Source organism: Fertoeibacter niger (assembly GCF_009380135.2).
GTDB classification, from domain to species: Bacteria; Pseudomonadota; Alphaproteobacteria; order Rhodobacterales; family Rhodobacteraceae; genus Fertoeibacter; species Fertoeibacter niger.
This window is the reverse complement of sequence record NZ_WHUT02000002.1, coordinates 214,089-235,842: the sequence shown is the minus strand read 5'-3', so window position 1 is coordinate 235,842 and position 21,754 is coordinate 214,089. Positions and strand designations below refer to the sequence as shown.

The 21,754-nt window shown below is 62.9% G+C and carries 28 protein-coding genes and 1 tRNA gene; 11 read left to right on the top strand and 18 right to left on the bottom strand.

Translation table 11 applies throughout. The annotated features are described in order from the left end of the window. Positions 1 to 3: 3 nt before the first annotated feature. Together GEU84_RS04625 and GEU84_RS04620 are read right to left on the bottom strand one after the other, a co-directional pair. On the bottom strand, positions 4 to 507 hold the full coding sequence (locus GEU84_RS04625) for a DUF1877 family protein (protein WP_152824281.1): 504 nt from the start codon (positions 505 to 507) through the stop codon (positions 4 to 6). Positions 508 to 580: 73 nt separating this feature from the next. After that, complete coding sequence (locus GEU84_RS04620; RefSeq protein ID WP_152824282.1) at positions 581 to 1,219, bottom strand: J domain-containing protein; 639 nt, start codon at positions 1,217 to 1,219, stop codon at positions 581 to 583. Positions 1,220 to 1,292: 73 nt separating this feature from the next. On the opposite strand from GEU84_RS04620, the gene GEU84_RS04615 reads away from it, so the two are divergent. Then, a complete protein-coding gene (locus GEU84_RS04615; protein WP_152824283.1) occupies positions 1,293 to 1,550 on the top strand; it encodes a BolA family protein in 258 nt (85 codons plus the stop codon). Positions 1,551 to 1,681: 131 nt separating this feature from the next. Here the strand turns inward: GEU84_RS04615 and GEU84_RS04610 are convergent, their stop codons facing one another. After that, a complete protein-coding gene (locus GEU84_RS04610; protein ID WP_152824284.1) occupies positions 1,682 to 2,746 on the bottom strand; it encodes an AbrB family transcriptional regulator in 1,065 nt (354 codons plus the stop codon). A 177-nt stretch (positions 2,747 to 2,923) separates the two neighbouring features. On the opposite strand from GEU84_RS04610, the gene GEU84_RS04605 reads away from it, so the two are divergent. From GEU84_RS04605 to GEU84_RS04595, 3 genes are all read left to right on the top strand, one after another. Further along, a complete protein-coding gene (locus GEU84_RS04605; RefSeq protein WP_152824285.1) occupies positions 2,924 to 4,141 on the top strand; it encodes a M24 family metallopeptidase in 1,218 nt (405 codons plus the stop codon). A 380-nt stretch (positions 4,142 to 4,521) separates the two neighbouring features. After that, a complete protein-coding gene (locus GEU84_RS04600; protein WP_174539317.1) occupies positions 4,522 to 4,926 on the top strand; it encodes a hypothetical protein in 405 nt (134 codons plus the stop codon). Between the two features lie 9 nt (positions 4,927 to 4,935). Beyond that, positions 4,936 to 5,076: a hypothetical protein gene (locus tag GEU84_RS04595; protein ID WP_174539316.1), complete on the top strand. Its 141-nt coding sequence runs from the start codon at positions 4,936 to 4,938 to the stop codon at positions 5,074 to 5,076. An 81-nt stretch (positions 5,077 to 5,157) separates the two neighbouring features. Here the strand turns inward: GEU84_RS04595 and GEU84_RS04590 are convergent. The 10 genes from GEU84_RS04590 to GEU84_RS04545 form a co-directional block, all read right to left on the bottom strand. Beyond that, positions 5,158 to 5,231 (bottom strand) — tRNA-Cys (locus GEU84_RS04590). A gap of 88 nt (positions 5,232 to 5,319) precedes the next feature. Then, positions 5,320 to 6,330 (bottom strand): tyrosine-type recombinase/integrase, encoded by a 1,011-nt coding sequence (locus GEU84_RS04585; RefSeq protein ID WP_174539315.1) that lies wholly within the window; start codon positions 6,328 to 6,330, stop codon positions 5,320 to 5,322. After that, positions 6,327 to 6,530 carry a helix-turn-helix transcriptional regulator gene (locus GEU84_RS04580; protein WP_152824287.1) on the bottom strand — a complete coding sequence of 68 codons (204 nt, stop codon included), beginning with the start codon at positions 6,528 to 6,530 and terminating at the stop codon, positions 6,327 to 6,329. Before GEU84_RS04580 ends, GEU84_RS04585 begins: the two co-directional genes overlap by 4 nt. A 99-nt stretch (positions 6,531 to 6,629) precedes the next feature. Further along, the gene (locus GEU84_RS04575) at positions 6,630 to 7,997 is read right to left on the bottom strand and encodes a phage major capsid protein (protein ID WP_174539314.1); all 1,368 of its coding nucleotides are present in this window, start codon (positions 7,995 to 7,997) and stop codon (positions 6,630 to 6,632) included. Between the two features lie 112 nt (positions 7,998 to 8,109). Beyond that, positions 8,110 to 8,733, bottom strand: a complete 624-nt coding sequence (locus GEU84_RS04570) for a head maturation protease, ClpP-related (protein WP_174539313.1) — start codon at positions 8,731 to 8,733, stop codon at positions 8,110 to 8,112. Between the two features lies 1 nt (position 8,734). Then, on the bottom strand, positions 8,735 to 8,962 hold the full coding sequence (locus tag GEU84_RS04565) for a hypothetical protein (RefSeq protein ID WP_152824290.1): 228 nt from the start codon (positions 8,960 to 8,962) through the stop codon (positions 8,735 to 8,737). Positions 8,963 to 8,966: 4 nt separating this feature from the next. After that, positions 8,967 to 9,518 (bottom strand): hypothetical protein, encoded by a 552-nt coding sequence (locus GEU84_RS04560; protein WP_152824291.1) that lies wholly within the window; start codon positions 9,516 to 9,518, stop codon positions 8,967 to 8,969. 73 nt (positions 9,519 to 9,591) lie between these two features. Continuing rightward, a complete protein-coding gene (locus GEU84_RS04555; protein WP_152824292.1) occupies positions 9,592 to 10,065 on the bottom strand; it encodes a hypothetical protein in 474 nt (157 codons plus the stop codon). Further along, on the bottom strand, positions 10,062 to 10,337 hold the full coding sequence (locus GEU84_RS04550; RefSeq protein WP_152824293.1) for a hypothetical protein: 276 nt from the start codon (positions 10,335 to 10,337) through the stop codon (positions 10,062 to 10,064). Before GEU84_RS04550 ends, GEU84_RS04555 begins: the two co-directional genes overlap by 4 nt. Beyond that, on the bottom strand, positions 10,334 to 10,522 hold the full coding sequence (locus GEU84_RS04545; RefSeq protein WP_152824294.1) for a hypothetical protein: 189 nt from the start codon (positions 10,520 to 10,522) through the stop codon (positions 10,334 to 10,336). Before GEU84_RS04545 ends, GEU84_RS04550 begins: the two co-directional genes overlap by 4 nt. A gap of 660 nt (positions 10,523 to 11,182) precedes the next feature. Between GEU84_RS04545 and GEU84_RS04540 the strand changes: the two genes are divergently transcribed. Next, positions 11,183 to 11,650, top strand: coding sequence for a hypothetical protein (locus GEU84_RS04540; protein WP_152824295.1), 468 nt, complete (start codon positions 11,183 to 11,185; stop codon positions 11,648 to 11,650). Positions 11,651 to 11,777: 127 nt separating this feature from the next. Here GEU84_RS04540 and GEU84_RS04535 read toward each other — a convergent pair whose 3' ends face one another. The 5 genes from GEU84_RS04535 to GEU84_RS04515 all read right to left on the bottom strand — a co-directional run bounded on the left by GEU84_RS04535 (position 11,778) and on the right by GEU84_RS04515 (position 15,786). After that, positions 11,778 to 12,029, bottom strand: coding sequence for a hypothetical protein (locus GEU84_RS04535; protein WP_152824296.1), 252 nt, complete (start codon positions 12,027 to 12,029; stop codon positions 11,778 to 11,780). 589 nt (positions 12,030 to 12,618) lie between these two features. Then, positions 12,619 to 13,149 (bottom strand): hypothetical protein, encoded by a 531-nt coding sequence (locus GEU84_RS04530; protein WP_152824297.1) that lies wholly within the window; start codon positions 13,147 to 13,149, stop codon positions 12,619 to 12,621. 180 nt (positions 13,150 to 13,329) lie between these two features. Continuing rightward, on the bottom strand, positions 13,330 to 13,746 hold the full coding sequence (locus tag GEU84_RS04525) for a cupin domain-containing protein (RefSeq protein WP_152824298.1): 417 nt from the start codon (positions 13,744 to 13,746) through the stop codon (positions 13,330 to 13,332). Beyond that, positions 13,743 to 14,588: a phosphoenolpyruvate hydrolase family protein gene (locus tag GEU84_RS04520; protein ID WP_152824299.1), complete on the bottom strand. Its 846-nt coding sequence runs from the start codon at positions 14,586 to 14,588 to the stop codon at positions 13,743 to 13,745. Before GEU84_RS04520 ends, GEU84_RS04525 begins: the two co-directional genes overlap by 4 nt. A gap of 7 nt (positions 14,589 to 14,595) precedes the next feature. Then, on the bottom strand, positions 14,596 to 15,786 hold the full coding sequence (locus GEU84_RS04515) for a Tm-1-like ATP-binding domain-containing protein (protein ID WP_152824300.1): 1,191 nt from the start codon (positions 15,784 to 15,786) through the stop codon (positions 14,596 to 14,598). Between the two features lie 321 nt (positions 15,787 to 16,107). Here GEU84_RS04515 and GEU84_RS04510 point away from each other — a divergent pair, with 321 nt between their 5' ends. From GEU84_RS04510 to GEU84_RS04485, 6 genes are all read left to right on the top strand, one after another. Further along, positions 16,108 to 17,415 (top strand): ABC transporter substrate-binding protein, encoded by a 1,308-nt coding sequence (locus tag GEU84_RS04510; protein ID WP_152824301.1) that lies wholly within the window; start codon positions 16,108 to 16,110, stop codon positions 17,413 to 17,415. A gap of 144 nt (positions 17,416 to 17,559) precedes the next feature. Next, on the top strand, positions 17,560 to 18,408 hold the full coding sequence (locus GEU84_RS04505; RefSeq protein ID WP_152824302.1) for a carbohydrate ABC transporter permease: 849 nt from the start codon (positions 17,560 to 17,562) through the stop codon (positions 18,406 to 18,408). A 1-nt stretch (position 18,409) separates the two neighbouring features. Then, positions 18,410 to 19,369, top strand: coding sequence for a carbohydrate ABC transporter permease (locus tag GEU84_RS04500; RefSeq protein ID WP_152824303.1), 960 nt, complete (start codon positions 18,410 to 18,412; stop codon positions 19,367 to 19,369). After that, entirely contained in the window at positions 19,366 to 19,554 is a 189-nt protein-coding gene (locus GEU84_RS04495) for a hypothetical protein (RefSeq protein ID WP_152824304.1), read from the top strand. Before GEU84_RS04500 ends, GEU84_RS04495 begins: the two co-directional genes overlap by 4 nt. After that, on the top strand, positions 19,551 to 20,660 hold the full coding sequence (locus GEU84_RS04490) for an ABC transporter ATP-binding protein (protein WP_152824305.1): 1,110 nt from the start codon (positions 19,551 to 19,553) through the stop codon (positions 20,658 to 20,660). Before GEU84_RS04495 ends, GEU84_RS04490 begins: the two co-directional genes overlap by 4 nt. Then, a complete protein-coding gene (locus GEU84_RS04485; RefSeq protein WP_152824306.1) occupies positions 20,660 to 21,718 on the top strand; it encodes an ABC transporter ATP-binding protein in 1,059 nt (352 codons plus the stop codon). Before GEU84_RS04490 ends, GEU84_RS04485 begins: the two co-directional genes overlap by 1 nt. Positions 21,719 to 21,754 lie beyond the last annotated feature (36 nt).

Here is a 21,754-nt window from a genome sequence, read left to right as displayed (position 1 = left end):
CGCCTACTGATCGACGGTGAACAGCACCCAGTCGCCCGCCGCCGCTGCGCGGGCATAAAAGGCGGGCAGGCCGTCAAACCATTGCAGGGTAAAGCTGAGGTCGTCGGCGCTGGTGGGCATGCCATAGTCATCCGGCGTGATCTTGGCATAGCCTGCGTGCAGCCTGTCGACCGATAGCTGCCGCAGCGCCTCGGCAACATCGTGCACCATCCCGGGTGGCTTCAGCCACATGATGTAGTCACCACGCTCATGCAGCGGTTCGCCGCCCAGGATTGTTGCGTTCAGCGGGTATGCGCCGTTGTCATTGGCCAGCCGCCCGTCAGTGAGGCTGCGGTGAATCGGATCCCAGGCCTGATCAACTTCCGCAAGGCGTGAAGGATGGCCGTCGAAGGCCGCGGGCTCCAGCACTTCCTTCACATGGTTCACCCGCGCGACATGCCCGGGCAGAGCCGACAATGCGGTGGCTTCGGTTTCGGTCAGCGCGAACAGGACACCAAGGCAGGGCATAGGTAGCTCCACAGAGGATGGATGCGCTTGGGCATCCGGGGTTTGATGCAAGGCCGAAAGTCGGATTTGCCACTCAATCCCGGAAAAACCGGCTGTCCTTGATCTGGTCCCAGGCCCAGACAACCTCTTGCAACCTGTCCTCGTCGTCGCGGTTGCCGCCGTTCATGTCGGGGTGCAGGTCTTTGACCAGCGATTTGTATTGCTTGCGGATCTCGGGTTTGGTCCACGTGTCGCGGGCATCCAGAATCTCCAGCGCCTTGCGTTCGGGCGGCGGCAGTTTGCGGGTGGCCTGGTTCAGCGGCTGCTTGCCGGGGTTCTGCGTGGCCTTTTCGCCCAATATCTCGATCGGGTCGTTCACACCCAGGCGCGACCACACCCGGCCCTCGTCGGGGCGTTTGGTGAAGGGCTGGGTTTCGCGGCCCCACAGGCGATCTTTTTCCAGAAACTTCTGGAAATCCTCATCCGTGGTGCCCTGGAAGAAATTCCATTTCAGGTTGTATTCGCGCACGTGATCCTTGCAGAACCACAGGAATTCATCCAGCAATTCGGGCGATTTCGGCGCGCGGTAGGTGCCGGGTTCCTGACAGCCGGGATAATCACACCCCCGGGTCGAGGTTTCGAACGCGCCCGACATGCCGCGCCGGCCCGTCTTGCGCCGCTTCTTGTCCGAGGACACCCGGATATCGAACTCAAAGGGGGGGCGGTTTGTCATTCTGCTGGCCTTTCCGACTCGGAGGCGAGAGTTTAGGGGTTCTGGCGCGGAACAGAAGGGGGCACGGGACAAAATGAGCATATCGGCGGAAATTCGTGATCGGCTGGAGGCGGCCTTTGCGCCCCGCGTGCTGGAGGTGCAGGACGACAGCGAGTCGCACCGCGGCCATGGCGGCTGGCGCGAGGGCGGCCAGACGCATTTCAACGTGGTGATGCGGGCGGCGGCGCTGGCCCCGCTGTCCCGGCTGGCGCGGCACCGCGCGGTGCATGCGGCGCTTGGCCCCGATCTGGTGGGGCGCATTCACGCGCTGGCGCTGGATCTGGATGGCTGATCGGCGACAGGCCGCGCGCAGGCTCAACACCCTGAATGGCCCGACGCCCAGCCAACTGTCCGCAGTTTCGCGACATCAGAGCCTTGCAGGTTCAACATCGTCCCGATCCACCAGATGCCGCGACCGGACAGTTAGCCACCCCTGCCGCCCAGCCGCAGCAGATGGGCCAGAACGGGCGCACCGGTGATCACCACGATGATCCGCATCAGGTGATGCGTCACGACAAACCCCAGATCGGCCCCGGCCACGATGGCCAGCACGGTCATTTCCGCCTGCCCGCCGGGGGCAAAGGCCAGAAAGCCCTCGACCGGCGGTGCAAGGCCGGTCAGCACCACAAGCTCGGTAAAGGCTGCCGCCATCAGTGCCAGCAACAGCACAAAGGCCACGCCCGCCGCCACGACATTGCGCAATTCGCGCAGGGTGACGCCCACATAATAAACGCCGATGCTCATCCCGATCAGCAGTTGTGACATCAGCACCGCCTCGGCCGGCGGGCGCATGTGGATCACTCCGGCCAGTGACAGCGCCGCCGTCACGATCAGCGGCCCCAGAATGGCCGCGCCGAACAGCCCGATCCGCTCGCCGCCCTTCCAGCCCACCAGAGCCGCCAGCACCATCAGCGCCAGCTGGTCCAGTGGCACATCGGCCAGCGGTGCGCCGATGGGGTTGGTCAGCGCCACGCCGTAGAGCGTGGTCAGCAGCAAAGGCGCGATGGTGACGATGATCAGAACGCGCGTGGCATGCACCAGCGACAGGGCGCGCACATCGCCCCCCGCCTCGGCCCCGAATGTCACCATGTCCTGCAAACCGCCGGGCATGGCGGCGTAATAGGCCGTCACCCGGTCAAAGCCGCAGATGCGGTGAAAGAACGGCACGCCCACCAGCGCGATCAGCGCCACATAAACCGGGATCAGCGCCAGCGACAGGCCCATCAGCGGCAATTGCCCGATCAGCGCGGGGGTGACAGAGGCCCCCACCGCCACGCCCAGAATGGTGCGCGCCGCCACCGACACCTGGCCCAGCCCCTGCAGCCGGGCCCCCGCCAGCGCCGCAACCAGGCAGACCGCCATCGGCCCGAACAGAAACGCCAACGGCAGGCCCGCCCATTGGAACAGCGCGGCACCGCCGATGGCAAGGGCGACGGTCAACAGGCGGGGGCGGGTGAAGGGCATGGCGGCGATCCAAGGCTGGGCCATATTGCATACATCGGTATACAGTATCGGCGGCAAAAGCAAGCCTTGCCCGGCCAGCACAATCGCGGCACTCTGGTCGGACCACATTCACCCGGAATCCGGACAGCGCGTCTTTCCCTGTGCCGGACACCAGCCAGAGGCCCCGCCATGCCCCCATCGCCCGCCGATCTTGTCCGACCAATGTCCGCGTCCGAGTCGCATCCGTCGGCACAACAGGCAGAACCGGCCAGCCCCGATCCAGCACGCCCGGCATTGTTGCGACCCGATCTGGCCCGGATCGACCGGCTGATGGAGGCGGCGGGGCTGGATGTGCTGCTCGTCACCTCGAAACACAATGTGCAATATCTGCTGGGCGGCTACCGCTTCATCTTCTTTGCCGCGATGGATGCCATCGGGCACAGCCGGTATCTGCCGGTGGTGATCTACCGGCGGGGCCAGCCCGATCAGGCCGCCTATATCGGCAACCGGATGGAGGGGGCCGAACATGCCAACCACCCGTTCTGGACGCCGACGGTGCTGCCCGCCACCTGGGGCGCGGTGGATGCGGCGGCGCTGGCGCTGGAGCATCTGCAAAAGATCGGCGCTGCGGGCCTGCGCATCGGCATCGAGCCGTCTTTCCTGCCGGTGAATGCGCATCAGGTGCTGGCCGCCTGCCCGGGGCTGGCCGATGCCACCACCATGCTGGAACAGATGCGTGCCATCAAGACGCCCGCCGAACTGGCGCTGCTGCGGCAGGCGTCGGAACTGATCACCGATGCCATGATGGCGACGATCGGCGCGGCGCAGGACGGCTGGACCAAGACCCGCATCATCGAGGAACTGCGCCGGCAGGAAACCATGCGCGGCCTGCATTTCGACTATTGCCTGCTGACGCTGGGGGCCAGCCACAACCGCGCGTCATCGGATCAGGTCTGGCGGGCGGGCGAGGTCTTGTCGATTGATTCCGGCGGCAATTACCACGGCTATATCGGCGACCTCTGCCGCATGGGCCTGCTGGGCGACCCGGACGGCGAATTGCAGGATCTGCTGGCGCAGGTGGAGGCTGTGCAGCAGGCGGCCTTTGCCCATGTGAAACCCGGCATCCCCGGCGGCGTGATGATAGCCGAAGCCGAAGCGGTGCTGCGTGGCCTGCCCGCGGCACCCTTCACCGATTTCTTCGCGCATGGCATGGGATTGATCAGCCATGAGGTGCCGTTCCTGATGACCAACCACCCGGTCGCCTATGAAGGCGTCGACGCCACGCGCGCGCTGCAAGAGGGCATGGTGATCTCGGTCGAGACGACGATGCTGCACCCGACGCGCGGCTTCATCAAGCTGGAGGATACGCTGGCTGTGACGGCCACGGGGCATGAGATGTTCGGTGATCGCGGGCGGGGCTGGAACCGTGGCGGAATCTGAGCCCGGTCTGTGAAGGAACGCGCAAACGATCATCGCCATGGGCAAGCAAGCGCGGCATCGTGCCCGTCCCGCCCTGATGGTTTCTTGCTGGCACAAATATCCGCGCCGCAGGCCTCCGCCACTGGCGGTCGGCGCTGAGTTTCACAGATCGCCACCGCCGCCGCAGCCTGCGCTGCCCAAGAATTTTACGTAAAATTCTTGGCAAAAATCTTTAAAGATTTTTGGGCAAACCGGGCCGTCGGTGGCCTGTCCTGTCCCGGTGAAGCCTCCGGCGCCGAGATCTGCGACCGTATCTGACAAACGCGCATAGCCGGGAGAGGGCCTGATGATCAAGGCACCCTTGGTTCTTCGATCCAACAATCGGCGTGTTGCCCAAGGCCATGCCGAAAGCAAAGAAAAAGCCGCATGTGCCGTGGCCTCACCGGGCAGTTGTGAAGATGCGGGCCGAAGGCGACTCGGTGGCGAGGCTGATCCTTGAAACCGGGATCGGCAGTGGGCAGCGCCCGGGCAACCGGATCGGCTTCACCCGGGGCGACCATGATGGCCAGATGCTTAAGCTGCGCCGCATCAAGCGGATGTGCCGCTTACCCTTCCTTGCACCGCTGCGCTCAGGGCGGCGCTGGATGCGGCCAAGGCGGGCCCTGAGGCTCGCGCCCATGCCGAACCGCCATATCCTTACAAATTCTTACGGTGGGCCAATGATTTACCGCACCATGGCCGATCACATGATCAAGGAACGCAAGCGGCTGGGGATGATGGAATTCGATCAGCATGCACTGCGCTAGCCTGGCGTCATGGAACTGGCTTGGGCAGGGTGCGACGATGACGAGATTGCAAGCTACAGCGGCCACACGACCAAAGCGATGATCACGAAATATGCAGGCGAGGCGCGGCAAATCATGCGGGCGCGTCAGGCGGCGGCAAAACGGCGATGAACAGAACAGGCACAGAACAGAAACGTGATACCCAAGGTGATACCCTGATGGCCGAACACATCACTAATCCATTGAATTCGCTGGAGGCGGGTACCGGAATCGAACCGGTCTACTCGGATTTGCAATCCGGTGCATAGCCTGCCTGCCCACCCGCCTCGGTGCTGACTTCATTAAGTTTTCTGGAAAGTGGCGTCAAGCAGTTATCACTCCGGTTATCACGTTCCTGTTTCGCTTCCGTTCTGTTCATTGGCGCTTCTCCCGCGCCTGACGTGCCCGCATGATCTGGCGGGCTTCGCCCGCATACTTGAGAACCATGGCCTTGGTGGCATGGCCGCTGTAGCTCATGATTTCGTCATCGTCGCAGCCTGCCCATGCCAGTTCCATCACGCCCCGATAGCGCAGGGCGTGCAGATCGTAGGTCACAAGATCAAGGCGCACCCGCTCTGCCCGCATGATTTCAGCGAGGCGGCGATAGACCATGCGGCTGCCGTCCTGCTTCCTGATGATGTGCAGGTTGGGCATGGGCGAGAAGGGCAGGGCTGCCTTGGCGGTATCCAGCGCGGCCTTAAGCGCGCCAGTGCAGGGAAGGGTCAGCGGCTTGTCGGTTTTGCCCTGACGCAGCTTGAGGCTGTCTCCGTCATAGTCCCCCCAAGTGAATTGCAGCCAGTCGCTCGGGCGCTGGACAGTGCCCACGCCAATCTCGAAGATCAGGCGCTCCAACGGGCCAGCCTCGGCGCGGAATTTGGCAACAGCCGCATCCGGCCATGGCACATGCGGCTGTTGCCGTTCCTTCGGCACCACAAGGCGCTCGATGCCGATGGCGGGATTCTCGGTCAGCCAACGGCGACGGATCAGTTCCTTGGCTATCATGGACACTGCCACCGGGATGTAGTTTGCGAACCGGACGCGGTGCTTGTTCTTGTCCATCGAAGCGTAAATGTCGGCCTGTGTCAGGCGCGTCACATCGCTCTTGCCGATCTTTTCCTCCAGATAAGCAAGCACAGGCTCAAGGTCCTGCCGGTAGCGCACCGACTTTGCCGCCCAGCGGTCGGATTCCCGCAGGATTTTCATGGCGGCGCTCCACCCACGCTTGGCGGTCTGCGTCTTGCCGGTTCGCACTTCCCAATACTGCCGGTCGAATTCGGCGGTGCCCTCGGGTGCGGTGAAGCGGTGGAGATATTTGCCACCCTTGCGGAAATAGACGTATCCGAGTTTCGCCTCAAAAACGTAGGGCTTGCGGCCTTGCTTCCTCACCAGTCAATCCCTCCATCTATCGCGGCACCGCTGGCGATGGCTCGCAGATCATCCGTCACCCAGCGCACATAGCCCGGCGCGATTTCCCGCCCCTTCGGCAGGTGCCCAGCCTTGACCAGTGCGCGAAACTCGGCAGGCTTCATGTCCAGAAGCTGCGCCGCAACCGTTTCGCTTGCCAAGAGAGGGGGAAGGGAAGCCATGTTCTCGATCAGCCTTGCACCGGGTTGAACTTCGGGGCGGGCAATCCCAGAACCGCCCCGAAGAATGCTTTTGGCGCCATCAGCGCCCTGCGGTCGTCATCATGCGCCGGGGTTCTTGTACCACGAGGCCCACGAGACAAACCGGGCATCCACAGCCCAGACCAGGCGGAACTCGACTCCAAGCGTATTCCAGCCGGGTTTGCTTTCGACTCGCGGCGCGGCCTGCCCGTCCAGATAGGAATAGGCCAGCCCGTCATGCGAAGCCGGGTTGCCGATCAGGTACCAGGCCAGCGGGTCTGTCAGACCCACTTCGACGATGATTTCCAGCGCGCCGGAGAACGGGTTTGCATCGCTGAACTTGGTGGCGTTGATTTCGGCCATCAGCTGCTGTGCCTTGGTTTCCAGCTGCGGCGGCACCACAAGGGCCCAAGGCTCAATCGCATAGTATTCGCCTTGGGTGCCCCGCTGGCTGCGCAGCGCCACACGCGCCGCCGACAGCGAGGTAACGTCCAGCGCTGCCCCACTGGCGGCAAGGTTGCCGTGGCTGGCGTGGAAAACCGGGTTGCCATCCGCCATCAGGTTGCCAAGACCCGCATTTGCCAGCACGGGTTCCAGCAGCACCCGCCGGAAACGTTCGGTGGAACCGGCGACCATCTTCTTGCTGATCTCACCGAAGATCCCGGTATCGTCGTTGTAAATTGCCTTGTTCGAGAGACTGAACAAAGCGCCAAAGTCGCGCGGTGCCGGTTTCCTCTCGCCCGATTCATCAATGGTGACGTGCTTGATCTCGCCACCCTCGCCGACTTCCTGCGGCATGCCGGAACCCGACAGCCCGATCAGCTTGCCTCCCCGGTAGTCTTCCGCCGGAATGTCATGCGCCGCGCGCTGCAGCGCCGGTGTAATTTGTTCCATCTGACGGGCAACTGATTTGCCCAGGGCGTTTTCAAGCACAGCTGCGAAGTCGCTGGTCGAGTGTGTTGCCATCCGCACGGCTTCTTGCATGTTCAGCGGTCGCCTGCCCGCTGCCCGCTCACTGGTCATGGCAAGCTCCGCCAGCGAAAGAGCGGCATATTCCCGCCCGATAGTCGGCTTGTGCCTGCGGTCAATCCGCGCCAGCAGCCCGTCTGCCATCGCCTCGATGCGGCGTTCCCCCGCCATTTGCGGTGAACGGTGATCCGGCCCAGGCCCCGCGCCGATGCGGATCGACGGCCCCTTTTTTCTGAAATGCGAAATCGCCGCGCCCAGAATGGCACCAGTTGACTTTGCGCCATTGCTTTCCAGACCGGGCCAGGCGCTTTCGATCTGCAGATCGTCGCCGCCCGCCGCCGCGGCGTTGTAAACGTCTTCAAGAATTTTCTCGAAAGCCTTCTCTGCCTCAGCGAGGGAAACCTCATGCAGCTTGAACAGGTCAACAACTGCCGTGAGCTGTTCAATCAGCGCGGCGTCAATGTCTTCGCCATCGACCATGTAAGCCGCCACCTTGTCGCCGAAGGATTTGGGCAAACCCGCCGCAGCGAACTTCATGCGCGCTTGTGCGACGATGCGCGCGGGCGGCTCGCCCTCGTGTTTCATTTTGAAGTCAAGCATCTTGCTTTCCCTTGGATTTGGAATCGGGCGATCCGGCCGCCCAGCCGTTCTTGTGGGTCGCCTGCACCAGCGCGACCGGTGCAGAGCGAAAGCGCGTGTAGTCAAATGCGGCCAGCATCATCGGGGCGGTCAGTGCCTCGATCTGATCAGCGAAGCGCAGTTCAACGGCTTCCTCGGCAGTCATCCATGTTTCGGCCCGCATCCATGCGAGTATCCGATCGACAGAATGGCCGGTGTGCTTGGCATAGGCTGCGGCATAGACCCCGCTCATCTTGTCCAGCGCATCTGCCGCCATCCGATGCGTATCCGCCGGCCCGTCTGCCAGCGCAGCTGGCTCATGGATCATCAGCAAAGCTGCATGATGAATGACAACCTTCTGCGCCGCGACAACCGGCAGAGTAGCGGCAGAGGCGGCAATGCCGCGCACATGCACCGTAACGCCCCCGTGCCCCTCAACTGCGGCCATCATCGCCGCCCCGGCATAGGCATCGCCGCCGGGGGAATTGATCGACAGGGTAACGGCGCTGGCGCTGTTCGCATTCAGGAACTGGCGCAGGTCGGCAGGGGTGTTTGGGGCTTCCCCGATCACGCCCTCAAGGGTGAAATGGGGGGCCATGCTAGTCTTGCCCCTCAGTTTCTTGCGGCACCTGCGCCAGTATGTTCTTGGGCAGTGTGTAGCCATGCCCCTCCATCAGCAGAACCTTGCCGCCCTTGGCACGGGGCACCACCATGTAAAGGCGGTGCCCGAAATGCACTTCGGTTTCAGTCTCGCCCACCGGCTCCACCAGCGAGAAAACCTCGATCATGTGGAACGGTGCGGGAAGACGGATGGTCTGGTGAAACATGGCCTTAGCCCTCGATCTCGAACAGATCGGGGCCTTGCATGTCGAAACCGTGGGCTTTGGCCGTCGCAACGCAGCGCTCGTAGCACGGCCACAGCGGAACGCTGGTCAGCCCGACCAGACCCAAGCGAATGTAACCCTGCAGGTCGGGCTTCCCGTAGCCTTCGGCCTCGACCCTCAGGACTCTTGCCGCCTCATCCGGCCCCCCGAACGTCTGCCAGACTACTTCGATCTGGCCCTTTTCGCCGCGATCCCGCCGCGTGGCATAGGAATAAACGTGCCAATCCGACACATCCTCGCCCTTCTGCATCGCCTGAAAAAACTGCGCCACGACGTCAGAGAGACGCACGGTCTCTCCGGCCAGCCTCGGGGTCAGCCCCATGCGGCGCAGCATGGTGAAGATGCACCAGGCCATCAGGTCGGCGCCGTCATAGGTGCGCTGCTTTTCGTCGCCGCGTTCCTTCGCAATGGGGGCTTCCCCACGATTCAGGATGGAACGGAAGGTTTCCCGTTCCTCCCCGATCCATTTGACAAATTCGCCCAGTCTGATCCGGTCCATTCAGCTTCTCCAGCATTCAAAAGGTGTTCTTCGTCTCAACACAAACATAAATGGTTGAGACGTTCAACACCTTTTAGGCGAAGAACTGACCAGCTACAGCGGAAATCGGATTGGGCACAGCCGCACCGTCACGAAAGGCACTGATCGGCGGCGGTAGGTCGCTTCCCGTCGCGATGCGCCACAGGGCAAGCATCGCCTGAAACTCATACTGCCCGCATTCTTCTGCATATTCAGGCAGCCATTCCGCGCTGCCGGGGCCAGAACAGGTCCAAAGTACGTGAACCTGCGCGGCAATGCCGGGCAAGCCGCTGGCCCGCGCCTGCAAGATCGCCTTCAACGCCACATCTTCGCGCCGGGCGGCGGCGACACTTTCGGGAAAATCCCAGTTGCCGTTGCCCTCGACATTGGCCCAGCGATACCACTCGACGCGGGCGGCCCACCATTCGCGGTGCAGGGCCAACAGCGGGTCTTCGGTGGCGGCATGGGTACCGGCGGCGGGCAGAAAAGCCAGCGCCGGGCCTGCGGCCAGAACAGCGCGGCGGTTCATGCCCAAACCTCCCAGCGCATCGCATCCGCTGTGAAAACAAGGTCCGGCCCCGGATAGCCATCATCGGCCTTGGCCCAGCCGCAGTACAAATCCCCCAGGTCAGCACGGCTATAGCCGATCAGGCCCATACGGTACCCGGGCGGCAAGGTCGCCTTCATCTGCTGCCACATCTGCACCATCAGCGGCACGGGTTCCGCAGCAGCCATGGCCAGGGCGGGCAGAGTGGCAAGCGACAGTACCGCAGCGCTGCGGATCAGCTGGCGGCGGTTCATTGCGCACCCCCGATCAGGCGGTTCGTCTGGCGCAGCGCGGCGCGCATGTAGCTGCGGGCCTCGCGCATCGGCTGAGGATAGCCCGCCGGGCTTTCGGTCGCGTCTAGTGCCAGGGCGAGACAATCGTGGATCTTGTGCAGGGTTTCCACAGGCAAGCCGGTGGTGATATGGCAATGCGTAGCCATTCGCTGTTCCTCCTAAGAACAGGGTTTCGGTTAGGGCGGCAGGGTGCTGGTAACACCTTGTCCGCCCGCCTCATTTCTGGCACCATCAAGGCTAATCGGTCAAGGGGTTTCTGGTGCCTGAAACAGAAAAGAAAAGGATTGGCCGTCCCCCGGTCAATTCCACGTCGATAAACCTGCGACTGCCGCCTGATCTTTTGGCATGGCTTGACCTTGAGCGGGCAAAGCTTAACCCCGAACCGTCGCGGCCAGAGTTCATCCGCAACCTACTGGAGCAACTCAGGAGCTAAAAAGTGGCATTTCGCCCCCTCAACCGAGAAACCCAAAGGTATCAAGTCGCTTACGCGTCGATAGCCCAGCGTTTACGCAACAATGGAGGTGGGGTATTCATACTAGACCGATTGTTCGGCGGGGACTGGCAGGACGTTGGCAACGGTCAGGAAAGACAGCATTTCGGAAGACGATTTCGAGCAAGTGTCATTCGCGGCGAAGTTTCGTTTGTGACAATTGACCCTGATCAGCCATTTGAGCTGCCGGGAAATGAGGCTCGGTTCATATATTATCCCCATCTGCAGGAGCCTGCGGTTTAGTAGGGTTGAGCGCCAAGCTCAATTTGACTAGTAGCCCGAACAAGCGAGTACGCAGCTCTGTAGGAAATTTAGGATGAGCGAACAAATAGAACTTCACAAGTTGCATTTTGCTACACGTGAGAAGTTGATCTATTTTCTTCTGGCAAGCGCCGGTGCCGCCATCGGCTTTGCCATCACGCTTCGGGACTCGCTGCCGCTAGAATGGCCAAGCATTCTAGTGATCTTGGCTATAGGTGTTTGGGCTGTCAGCTTTTGGGCTGGAATCAGGGCAATTATGAACATCAACCACTTTGTTTACGCAAATGCAGGTTATTTGAAAGCGCAGAATGAAGTGCCTGTCGGCTATCATCCTGCGCTATTTGAAATAGCAACCGAGGCAAGTTTCGATCCGATTCAGAAGCGAATCAGCAGATGGCAAAAATTGCAACTTTACGGCCTAGTGCTCGGTGCATTGTTTCTGATGATCTGGCGTGTAGCACTCGCGTATCCAGATTTTTTCCCCGCAAAGCTGTTAATCCAGTTCCCAGCTTTCATGCAATAGTCAGACTGAGAAAGACGCTTCCATCGCCCGAACTCCCCAATGATTTCACTTGCTCGCACAGCACCCCAGGAAGGCACCCTACAGCGCCAACTAGACCCCCCCCCGGCCCAGCATCGGAAAACACCGACTAGGCCCTGCCAGCAGGCGCAGCGCGCGCCAGAGCGCTATCTGCGAGGGCGGGCCATCCCTCAACCTGCTGCGCAGCGCGGCGAAGGCAGTCTGCCGCCACGTCGCCACCACAAGCGGCCGCAATCGCGGTGGCCACTTCGGCATGCGCCACGGCCAGCACCAGCTGCAGGTCAAGCCCTTCCTCGATGTGCAGCCGCGCCAGCGCCAGGCGCATGGCCATCTGAATCCGCATTTCCGTCGCATCTGCCATCCTGCACCCCTTGGGCCGATTGTTGCGAGTGCTGCGGCCCGGACCCCACCGGGCCGCAGCTGTGAACGCCAAGCCCGGGAAGGACCAGGCCGCGTTCATGCCGGGGTTTTTCCACTCACCGGCCAACGAGGTTGCTTTCAGGCCAAAGCCGACAGGCCACAGCGCAACCCACTGATAAACAACAACTACAACGCAATCCTGCACCATTTTTTTCACCAAACCCACCCGAGCATCGGGGTGCGAATTACTCGCATGCGGTTGAACCGCAGGAAGGACCCGGCGACTTTCGGCGGCCAGATCGGCAATCCGCCAGACGGGCTTCCGGCCAGTGGAAGACCGCTGGGCGTGTTCCGGGGGGTGGGATGGGAACCCCCCTTAAGGGGGTTTCCCATTCCCCCGCCAAGACCGGTCCACAGTACGCCGTCATCGTTGGACCGGCCCGAACCGGCCCAAGCCTCAAGAGGCTGATAATCCATACATTTCAGATGCTTGCGCATAAGCGGCCCAACCCGGCCCAACCCGGCCCAAGGTTGCCGGGCCGGTTGACCGGCCCAACCGGCCCAACGCGGCCCAGCCGGGTCGGGCCGGGTCACGGCTGCACCCGCCAAACCAGATCATCCCGCACAAGAACCACCTTTGCATCGGTCAGATGGTCCCGACACTTGCGGAATGCCCGTGCCCTCACTTCCTTGTCGTCAGAAGCCGATATGGCCCCCGGTTCAAGGCAAGCCTCGCGCCAGAGGTCAACTCCGACGCATGGCCCCGCCGGATATTGCGGCTTGCGCATTTCCACGCCGCTTTCCGCTATTGTCTTGTCGAGAAGGTCCAGCGCAGACCGCGCGGCCCCTGACACTGCCACACGGCCCGCCTGTGCGGTCTCCGCTGGTTCGACAAGACAGGTTGTCACCGGGTCGCCGTCTTGGTCGAGACCCAGTTCCACTTGCTGCAGCACATAGCTGAACCGATAGCCGGTCGGCCCGTCGCGCTGTTTCGTCACCTCTGCCGTGATCTGGCCCAGGTCGTCGCGGGTCAGTTCGATCTCGGTATCAATGGCCGCGCGCAAGGATGAGTGGCCCCGCGCGCCCTTGCCAACATCTTTGCCCGAGTGGTGAACAAGCATCACAGCCGGCTGATCGCGCATGACCTGCGCCCCCACTCACAGCCTGTTGACGAAGCGGCCCGCAGTCTGGCCAGATCGGGCCTTCAGGTGTATGATTTCCTTGGTGGATGTTCGATGCAAGGCTGGATGATTGCGCCAGTATGAAAGTGCTGATGCGCGCATGAAGGAAACGGCCCGCTCTTACCCCGCCCTGAGCGGCAGCACCCTGAAATCCGGCAACTCACGCAGGGCCAGTTCGGGGCCTGCGGGGGAATAGACCACAAACAGCGTCATCGGCTCGCTGCCGGTGTTCAGCGTGGAATGAAACCGGCTCTCGGGCACATATATCGTGCAGCCGGGGCCGACATCCTGTTCCACGGGTGTGCCGTCAATATCCTCGACCATCTGGCGGCCATGGCCCGCCATGACCAGAATGATCTCTTCGGCCCCCGGATGGTTGTGGCGGCTGTGGCCGCCACCCGGCGCCACGGTGACGATGCCGCCGGAAAACCGTTGCGCGCCGTTCACCTCCGGCCCCACCGTCAGGGCAAGCTGCCCCCAGTCGAAACCAAAGGCTGAGACCTGTTCGGGGCGGATGAAATAGGGGGATGCGGTCATGATTGATCCTTTCGCAGGGGCAGCGCCTTGAAGGCGCGGGTCTGGGCGGCGATAGCCTGTTCCACGGGCAACCGCTCCATGCTCGATGCGCCGTAAAAACCGTGGCAGGTGGCGCAGCGGTCAAGGATATGGGCGGCATCCTCGGGCATGCTGATCGGGCCGCCATGGCACAGCACGATCACATCATCACGCACCGCGCGGGCGGCGGCGGCGATGGCGTCAATCTGGGCCACGCAATCATCCAGGCTTTTGGCCGATGTTGCACCGATGGCCCCGCCGGTCGTCACCCCCATATGTGCCACGATGATGTCGGCCCCGGCGCGTGTCATGGCCGTCGCCTCGGCCGGGTTGAACACATAGGGCGTGGTCAGCAGATCCAGCCGGTGCGCGGCGGCGATCATGTCAACCTCCAGCGCGTAACCCATGCCGGTTTCCTCGAAGCTTTGCCGCATGGCCCCGTCGAACAGGCCGATGGTGGGAAAGTTCTGCACGCCGGAAAAGCCCATGGCCTGCAACTCGCGCAGGAAGGGATCGAGCAGCAGGAACGGGTCGGTGCCGTTCACCCCGGCCAGAACCGGGGTGTGTTTGACCACCGGCAGCACCTCGCGCGCCATGTCCTTCACGATGTCATTGGCATTGCCATAGGCCAGCAGGCCCGAGGCTGATCCGCGCCCGGCCATGCGGTAGCGGCCCGAATTGTAGATGATGATCAGGTCGATGCCGCCCGCCTCCTCGGATTTGGCGGAAAGGCCGGTGCCTGCCCCGCCGCCGATGATGGGCTGGCCTGCGGCGATCAGGCTGTGCAGGTGGGCAAGGATGGTGGCGCGGGGAATGGCGGGCATGGATACCTCAGGTCAGGGCGCGAAAGGCGGTGATGGCGGCGGCGGCAAAGGCCGGGTCGTTGATATGGTGGGGCAGGCGGATAAGGCGGCGGGTGGCGGTCTGGAGCAGATTGCTTTCCAGCGCCTGAAACAAGGCGGCATTGGCGGCCGGGTCGTGGAACGGGCCGCCGGGCGCATCCAGCGCCGAAAGCCCGCCCTCGGGGATCAGCAAATGCACGGGGCCGTCACACAGGTTCAGCCGTGCGGCGATCCACTGGCCGATGGCGGCGTTTTCGGCAGGCGTGGTGCGCATCAACGTCACCTGTGGGTTGTGGTGGTAGAACAGCCGCCCGGCATGCTGTGTGGGCACGGTTGCGGGCGCGCCGAAATTCACCATGTCCAGCGCGCCCAGCGACCCGACCCAAGGCAGGCCCGTGCGGGCCACGGCACCAAAGCGGTCGGCATCGCAGGGCAGCACGCCGCCGCACAGGTAATCGGCCACCTCGGTGGTAGTGATGTCGATGAACCCGGTCAGCAGGCCGCTGTCGGCCAGTTTTTCCATCGTGCGCCCACCGGTGCCGGTGGCGTGGAACACCATGCAATCATGGCTTTCGCGCAGGGCGGCGGCGATGGCGGTGACGCAGGGGGTCGTGACGCCGAACATGGTCAGGCCGATGGCGGGCTTGCCCGGGGCCTCGGCGCTTCCTTGCGCCACCATGCCCGCGATGGCCCCGGCGGCATTGGCCAGAATCACGCGCGACAGGCTGTTCAGCCCCGCCAGATCGGTAACGGCAGGCATCATCACGATGTCGGAAATCCCCACATAGGGCGCCACATCGCCCGAGGCGAGGGTGGAGACCATCAGCTTGGGCAGGCCGTAGGGCAGGGCGCGCATCCCCTCGCAGATCATCGCCGTGCCGCCGCCGCCGCCGATGCCGATCACCCCCGCCACATCGCTGCGGCTGGCGATGAACCGGGCAAAGGCCGTGCCCATTGCCGCCACCGCGCGGCCCCGGTCATTGCCGCCCAGCACCGCCTGCGCGCCATCGGGGTGGTGCGCCGCCACGGCGCCGTTGGCGATGTTGGTGGCCATGGTGGCGGGGCGCGTGCCGATATCCACCGTCACCACCGCGCAGCCGCGCAAATGCAGCAGATGCGCGACATAGCCCAGTTCCTCGGCCTTGGTGTCGGCGGTGCCGATGGCATAGATCCGTGTCATGTCGTGCCCTGGCCCCCGTTTGCCCACCGCGTTTCCACCACAATCCAGCCTATCTGGTTCGACCAGTTTTGCAACATGCTTTGCTGCGGCTGCGATTTCTGCAGGATGCAATCACAGCGATAAAGCCATGATATGGCGCTGTTTATTGCTGCGTTGCAGAGGGTTTCCCCCAGATGTCGGGCCAGATGCGGCTGGGGCGGGCAAAACATCGCTCTTGACGCACTTCGGCTTTTGGTAATACCAGTTGAAGGTGCCGACCACAGCGGTCCGTCAGATGCCCGCATGGTCCGAACTTGATGTGCATGAACGGGAGGAAAGCTTATGCGCGGTACATGGACCGGCCTGGTGGCCGGTGTCGGGATGACGCTGATGTCGACATCCGCCTATTCCCAGGAATTGACGATCTTCTGGGCCGAATGGGATCCGGCAAACTATCTTCAGGAGCTGGTGAACGAATACGAGGCCGAAACCGGCGTCGTGGTCACGGTGGAAACGACCCCATGGGCGGATTTCCAGACCAAGGCCTTCACCGAATTCAACGCCCAGGGCTCGGCCTATGACCTGATCGTGGGCGACAGCCAGTGGCTGGGTGCCGCGTCGGAGGCCGGGCATTACGTTGAACTGACCGAGTTCTTCAATGCCAACAAGGTGGGCGACATCATGGCGCCCGCCACCGTGAAATACTATGCGGAATACCCCGGCAATTCCGGCAGATACTGGGCCATCCCGGCCGAGGGCGACGCCGTGGGCTGGTCCTACCGCAAGGACTGGTTCGAGGATCCGGCGGAAATGGCCGCATTCGAGGCCAAATACGGCTATCCGCTGGGCGTGCCTGCCGACTGGAAGCAACTGCGCGACATCGCCGAATTCTTCCACCGCCCCGACCAGAACCGTTATGGCATCGCCATCTACACCGACAATTCCTATGACGCGCTGGCCATGGGGTTCGAGAACGCGCTGTTCAGCCATGGCGGCGAACTGGGCGATCCCAACACCTTTGAGGTGGAAGGCATCATCAACGGGCCCAAGGCCGTGGCCGCGCTGGACGCCTACCGCGAGCTTTACGGCTTTACCCCGCCCGGCTGGGCCAAGACCTTCTTTGTCGAGAACAACCAGGCGATCACCGAAAACCTGGCGGCAATGTCGATGAACTTCTTTGCCTTCTTCCCGGCCCTGCTGAACGAGACGACAAACCCGAACGCCGCCAACACAGGCTTCTTTGCCAATCCGGCCGGCCCCTCGGGCGACCGTTTCGCGGCGCTGGGCGGGCAGGGGATTTCCGTGGTGTCCTATTCCCAGAACCAGGAAGAGGCGATGAAATTCCTCGAATGGTTCATCAAGGACGAAACCCAGAAACGCTGGGCCGAACTGGGTGGTTATACCGCCAGCGCCGCCGTGCTGGAATCGCAGGAGTTCCGTCAGGCCACGCCCTATAACGAAGCCTTCTACCAGACGATGTTCATCGTGAAGGATTTCTGGGCGGTGCCGGAATATGCCGAACTGCTGGGCCAGCTGAACAACCGGCTTTACCCGCATATCGTGGGCGGCGAAGGCACGGCGCAGGAAACGCTGGATGCGCTGGCCGCCGACTGGAAGGCCACCTTCGCGAAATACGGACGCGGCCAGTAAGGCCACCCGCTATTTCATGACCTGCGGGAGAGGCGGCAACGCCTCTCTCTATTCTCCCCGCCACATCTGACAGACCGGAGGCCCCCTTTGGCAACCCGAACGCTGGCCTCGGCCCCTGCTGCTGCCCGTCCCCGTTCCCGCGGCATGAGCGACCTTGCCATCCGCAACCTATTCATCATCCCGACAATCGTTTTCCTGATTGTCTTCAACATCTTCCCGCTGCTTTACTCGCTGGGATACTCGTTCACCGATTTCCGCGCCTCAACCAACGCGCCTGCCAATTTCGTGGGGCTGGACAATTACCGCACCCTTCTGTCCGACCCGTTCATCTGGCGGAATTTCACGATCACCGCCAAATACGTGATCGTGTCGGTGACGGGTCAGGTGATCGTGGGCTTTGGCGTGGCCATGCTGTTGAACCGCGAGATCCCGTTCAAGGGGCTGCTGACCACGCTCTTGCTGCTGCCGATGATGCTGTCGATGGCGGTGGTGGGGCTGTTCTGGAAGATGCTCTATGATCCCAACTTCGGCGTGATCAACTATGCGCTGGGGCTGGGCAAGTTCGAATGGCTGGCCGACCCCGACATGGCGCTTTACGCCATCGCCATCGCCGACATCTGGATGTGGTCGCCTTTCGTGATGCTGCTGTCGCTGGCTGGCCTGTCGGCGGTGCCGAAGCATCTGTATGAGGCGGCGGCGATTGACCGCGCCTCGGGGCTTTACACCTTCTTCCGCATCACGCTGCCGCTGGTCGCGCCCATCCTGATGATCGCCATCATCTTCCGCACGATGGAGGCGTTCAAGACCTTTGACCTGGCCTATATCCTGGCCTCGCAGCCCACGACCGAGGTGATCTCGATCCGCCTTTACAAGATGGCGTTCCAGGAATGGCAGACGGGGATGAGCTGCGCCCTGGCCTATATCGTGCTGATCATGGTGCTGGCGATCACCAATATCTACATCAAATACCTGAACAAAGTGAAGGAACGTTAGGATGGCCGCCGTCCGCACCCGTGGCGAGGTCATCCGCCACCGCCTGTCTGTCACCGCCGTGCTGGTGATCTTGCTGATCACGCTGGCGCCGATCTTCTGGATCACCGCCACCGCGTTCAAGCCGCGCAATCTGGCCACCACCATGCCGCCCACAGTGTTTTTCGAGCCGGAGATTTCGCCTTTCGTCAAGCTGTTCACCAAGCGCAGCCAGCTGCGCGAACCCCCGACGGAAGAGGTCTACAACGCCGCGCCCTGGTGGGAAAAGACGGTGTTTGACGGCGGCGAAAAGGTGGTGCGTTCGGGCCGGGGCGAGGTGCAGCCCTCGGGCTATCCCAGCCGGTTCCTGAACTCGCTGATCGTGGCCATCACCTCTACCGTGCTGGCCGTCAGCATGGGCACGATCACCGCCTATGGCTTCTCGCGCTTCAAGGTGAAGGGTGAGGATGACTGGCTGTTCTTCATCCTGTCCACCCGCATGTTGCCGCCTGTGGTGGTCGCCATCCCGATGTTCCTGATGTATCGCGCGGTGGGGCTGAACGACACGCATCTGGGGCTGATCATCCTTTACACCGCCTTCAACCTTTCCTTCTCGGTCTGGCTGATGAAGGGGTTCATCGACGAGATCCCCAAGGAATACGAGGATGCGGCGCTGGTCGATGGCTACACCCGCATGCAGGCGTTCTTCAAGATCGTGCTGCCCGAGGCCGCCACGGGCATCGCCGCCACCGCCGTGTTCTGTTTCATCACCGCCTGGAACGAATACGCCTTTGCGCTGATCATGACCAACCGGCGCGCGCAGACGGCCCCGCCCTTCATCCCGTCGCAGGTCGGATCGGGCCTGCCCGACTGGACGGTGATCGCCGCCGGCACATTCCTGTTCCTGCTGCCCGTCGCCATCTTCACCTTCCTGCTGCGCAACCACCTGCTGCGGGGCATGTCTTTCGGAGCCATTCGGAAATGAGCTTTCGCGCCGTCAACCAGCGTTATCTGATCCCCGGTGCGCAGGCGCTGATGATCTTCGGCATCATCGCCCTGTGCCAGCCCTGGATCGAGCCGTTGCACCGCTATGGCCTGACCATCATCATCGTGGGGCTGGTCAGCTTCATGGTCACAACCAAGATACCCGCACCGAAAGCTGAAGAATGACCCAGATCGCGCTGCACAACATCAACAAGCATTTTGGCGCGTTCCACGTCATCAACAACGTCAGCCTGACGGTGGAGGATACGGAATTCGTGGTGTTTCTGGGCCAGTCGGGCTGCGGCAAGACCACCACGCTGCGCGCGATTGCAGGGCTGGAGACGATTGATTCCGGCGAGATCCTGATCGGTGGCAAGCCGGTGCAGGATACGCGGGTGGAAGAACGCGACGTGGCCTTCGTTTTCCAGAATTTCGCGCTTTACCCGCATCTGACGGTGTTTGAAAACATGGCCTTCCCGCTGCGCGCCGTGCGCACGCCCAAGGCGCAGGTGGAAACCACCGTGCGCCGGGTGGCGGATGTGTTGCAGATCGGCGGGTTGCTGAACCGCCGCCCCTCGGCGCTGTCGGGTGGCGATTTGCAGCGCGTGGCCATCGGGCGGGCGCTGGTCAGGAACCCCAAGGCCATGCTGATGGATGAACCCATCGGCAGCCTTGACGCCAAGCTGCGCGAGGAAATGCGGGTCGAACTGAAGCGCCTGCATGTCGAACAGGGCTCGACCACGATCTATGTGACCCATGACCAGATCGAGGCGATGGCGCTGGCCGACCGGATCGTGGTGATGCATGCGGGCGTGCTGCAACAGGTGGGCGCGCCCGAGGATGTCTATGCCAACCCGGTCAACCTGTTCGTGGCGCAATTCGTGGGCAGCCCGGTGATGAACGTGGCCGATGTGACGCTGGCCGAGGATGCCGGTGGCGCGCGGGTGACGGTGGCGGGGGCCACGCAGGGCTTTGCCTTTCCATCCGCCCTGCTGGGGCAGGTGGCGGCGACCGGCCCGGCGAACCGCCCCCTGACGCTGGGCGTGCGCCCCGAGGCCGTGCGCCTGACGCTGCAACCCGCCCCCGGTGCCGTGGCGACCGAGGCGCATATCATCGAACCGCTGGGTTCGCATGACATCGTGGATTTCCGCATTGGCGATGCCACGCTGCGGGCGCGCACCAAGGCGGGTTTCGTGCCGGGGCCGGGGGTGCCGGTCTGGGTGACGCTGGATCACAGCCGCGCCCATCTGTTCGACACGGCCACGGGCCAGACTTTGGGGATCAGACTCTGATGGCGCATATCGAACTTCGTGGCGTGACCAAGACCTTTGGCGCGGCAAGGGCGCTGAGCGACCTGAGCCTTGATATCGCCGATGGCCAGTTCTTCGTGCTGCTGGGTGAAACCGGCGCGGGCAAGACCACCACATTGCGCCTGATAGCCGGGCTGGAAAAGCCGACCGAGGGCCGGGTGTTCATCGACGGGCAGGATGTGACCGGCTGGGGTGCGGCAGAGCGTGATGTGGCGCTGGTGTTGCAGCAATACTCGCTTTATCCGCGCTATACCGTGCGGCAGAACCTTGAATTCCCGCTGAAATCGCCGATCCGGCCCTCATCGCCCGCCGAGATTGCCGCGCGTGTGGCCCGGGTGGCAAAAACCCTGCGCATCGAACATCTTTTGGACCGCAAGACCGACCGGCTGTCGGGCGGCGAGATGCAGCGCGTGTCGATCGGCCGGGCCATCGTGCGCACGCCCAAGGTTTTCCTGATGGACGAACCCCTGTCCGCGCTTGACGCCAAACTGCGCGAAGCGCTGCGGGCGGAGCTGAAAGACCTGCAAATGAACCTGGGCGAGACATTCCTGTTCGTGACCCACGATCAGGTCGAGGCGATGAGCATGGGCGACCGGATCGGCGTCTTGAACAAGGGCGTCTTGGTGCAGGTCGGGACCCCGCACGAGATTTACACCAACCCGATCAATACGTTCGTGGCCCGGGCCGTGGGCAGCCCGGCGATGAACCTGATGCCGGGCGCGGTGGAGCGGGGGCAGGCGGTGGCGGGCAGTCTGCGCCTGCCGTTGGAGGGGGCCGAATCTGGCCGCCCGCTGATCTTCGGTATCCGCCCCGAGGATCTGGAACTCGGCGGCGAAGGTGCGCCGGCCCGCGTCGTCGATGTGGAAAACCACGGGGTCGAGAAGATCGTGACGCTGCAGGTGGGCGCGCAGGCGCTGCGCGCCACGGTGCCGGTCACGCTGCGGGTGGTGGCCGGTGATGCGGTCGGCCTTGGCTGGAACCCCGGCAAGGTGGTGCTGTTCGATCAGGCCACGGGGCGGAGCTTGCGGCACGGAGGGTAGGGCCGCGATTTTTCTGCGAAAAATCTGCCGGGTTGC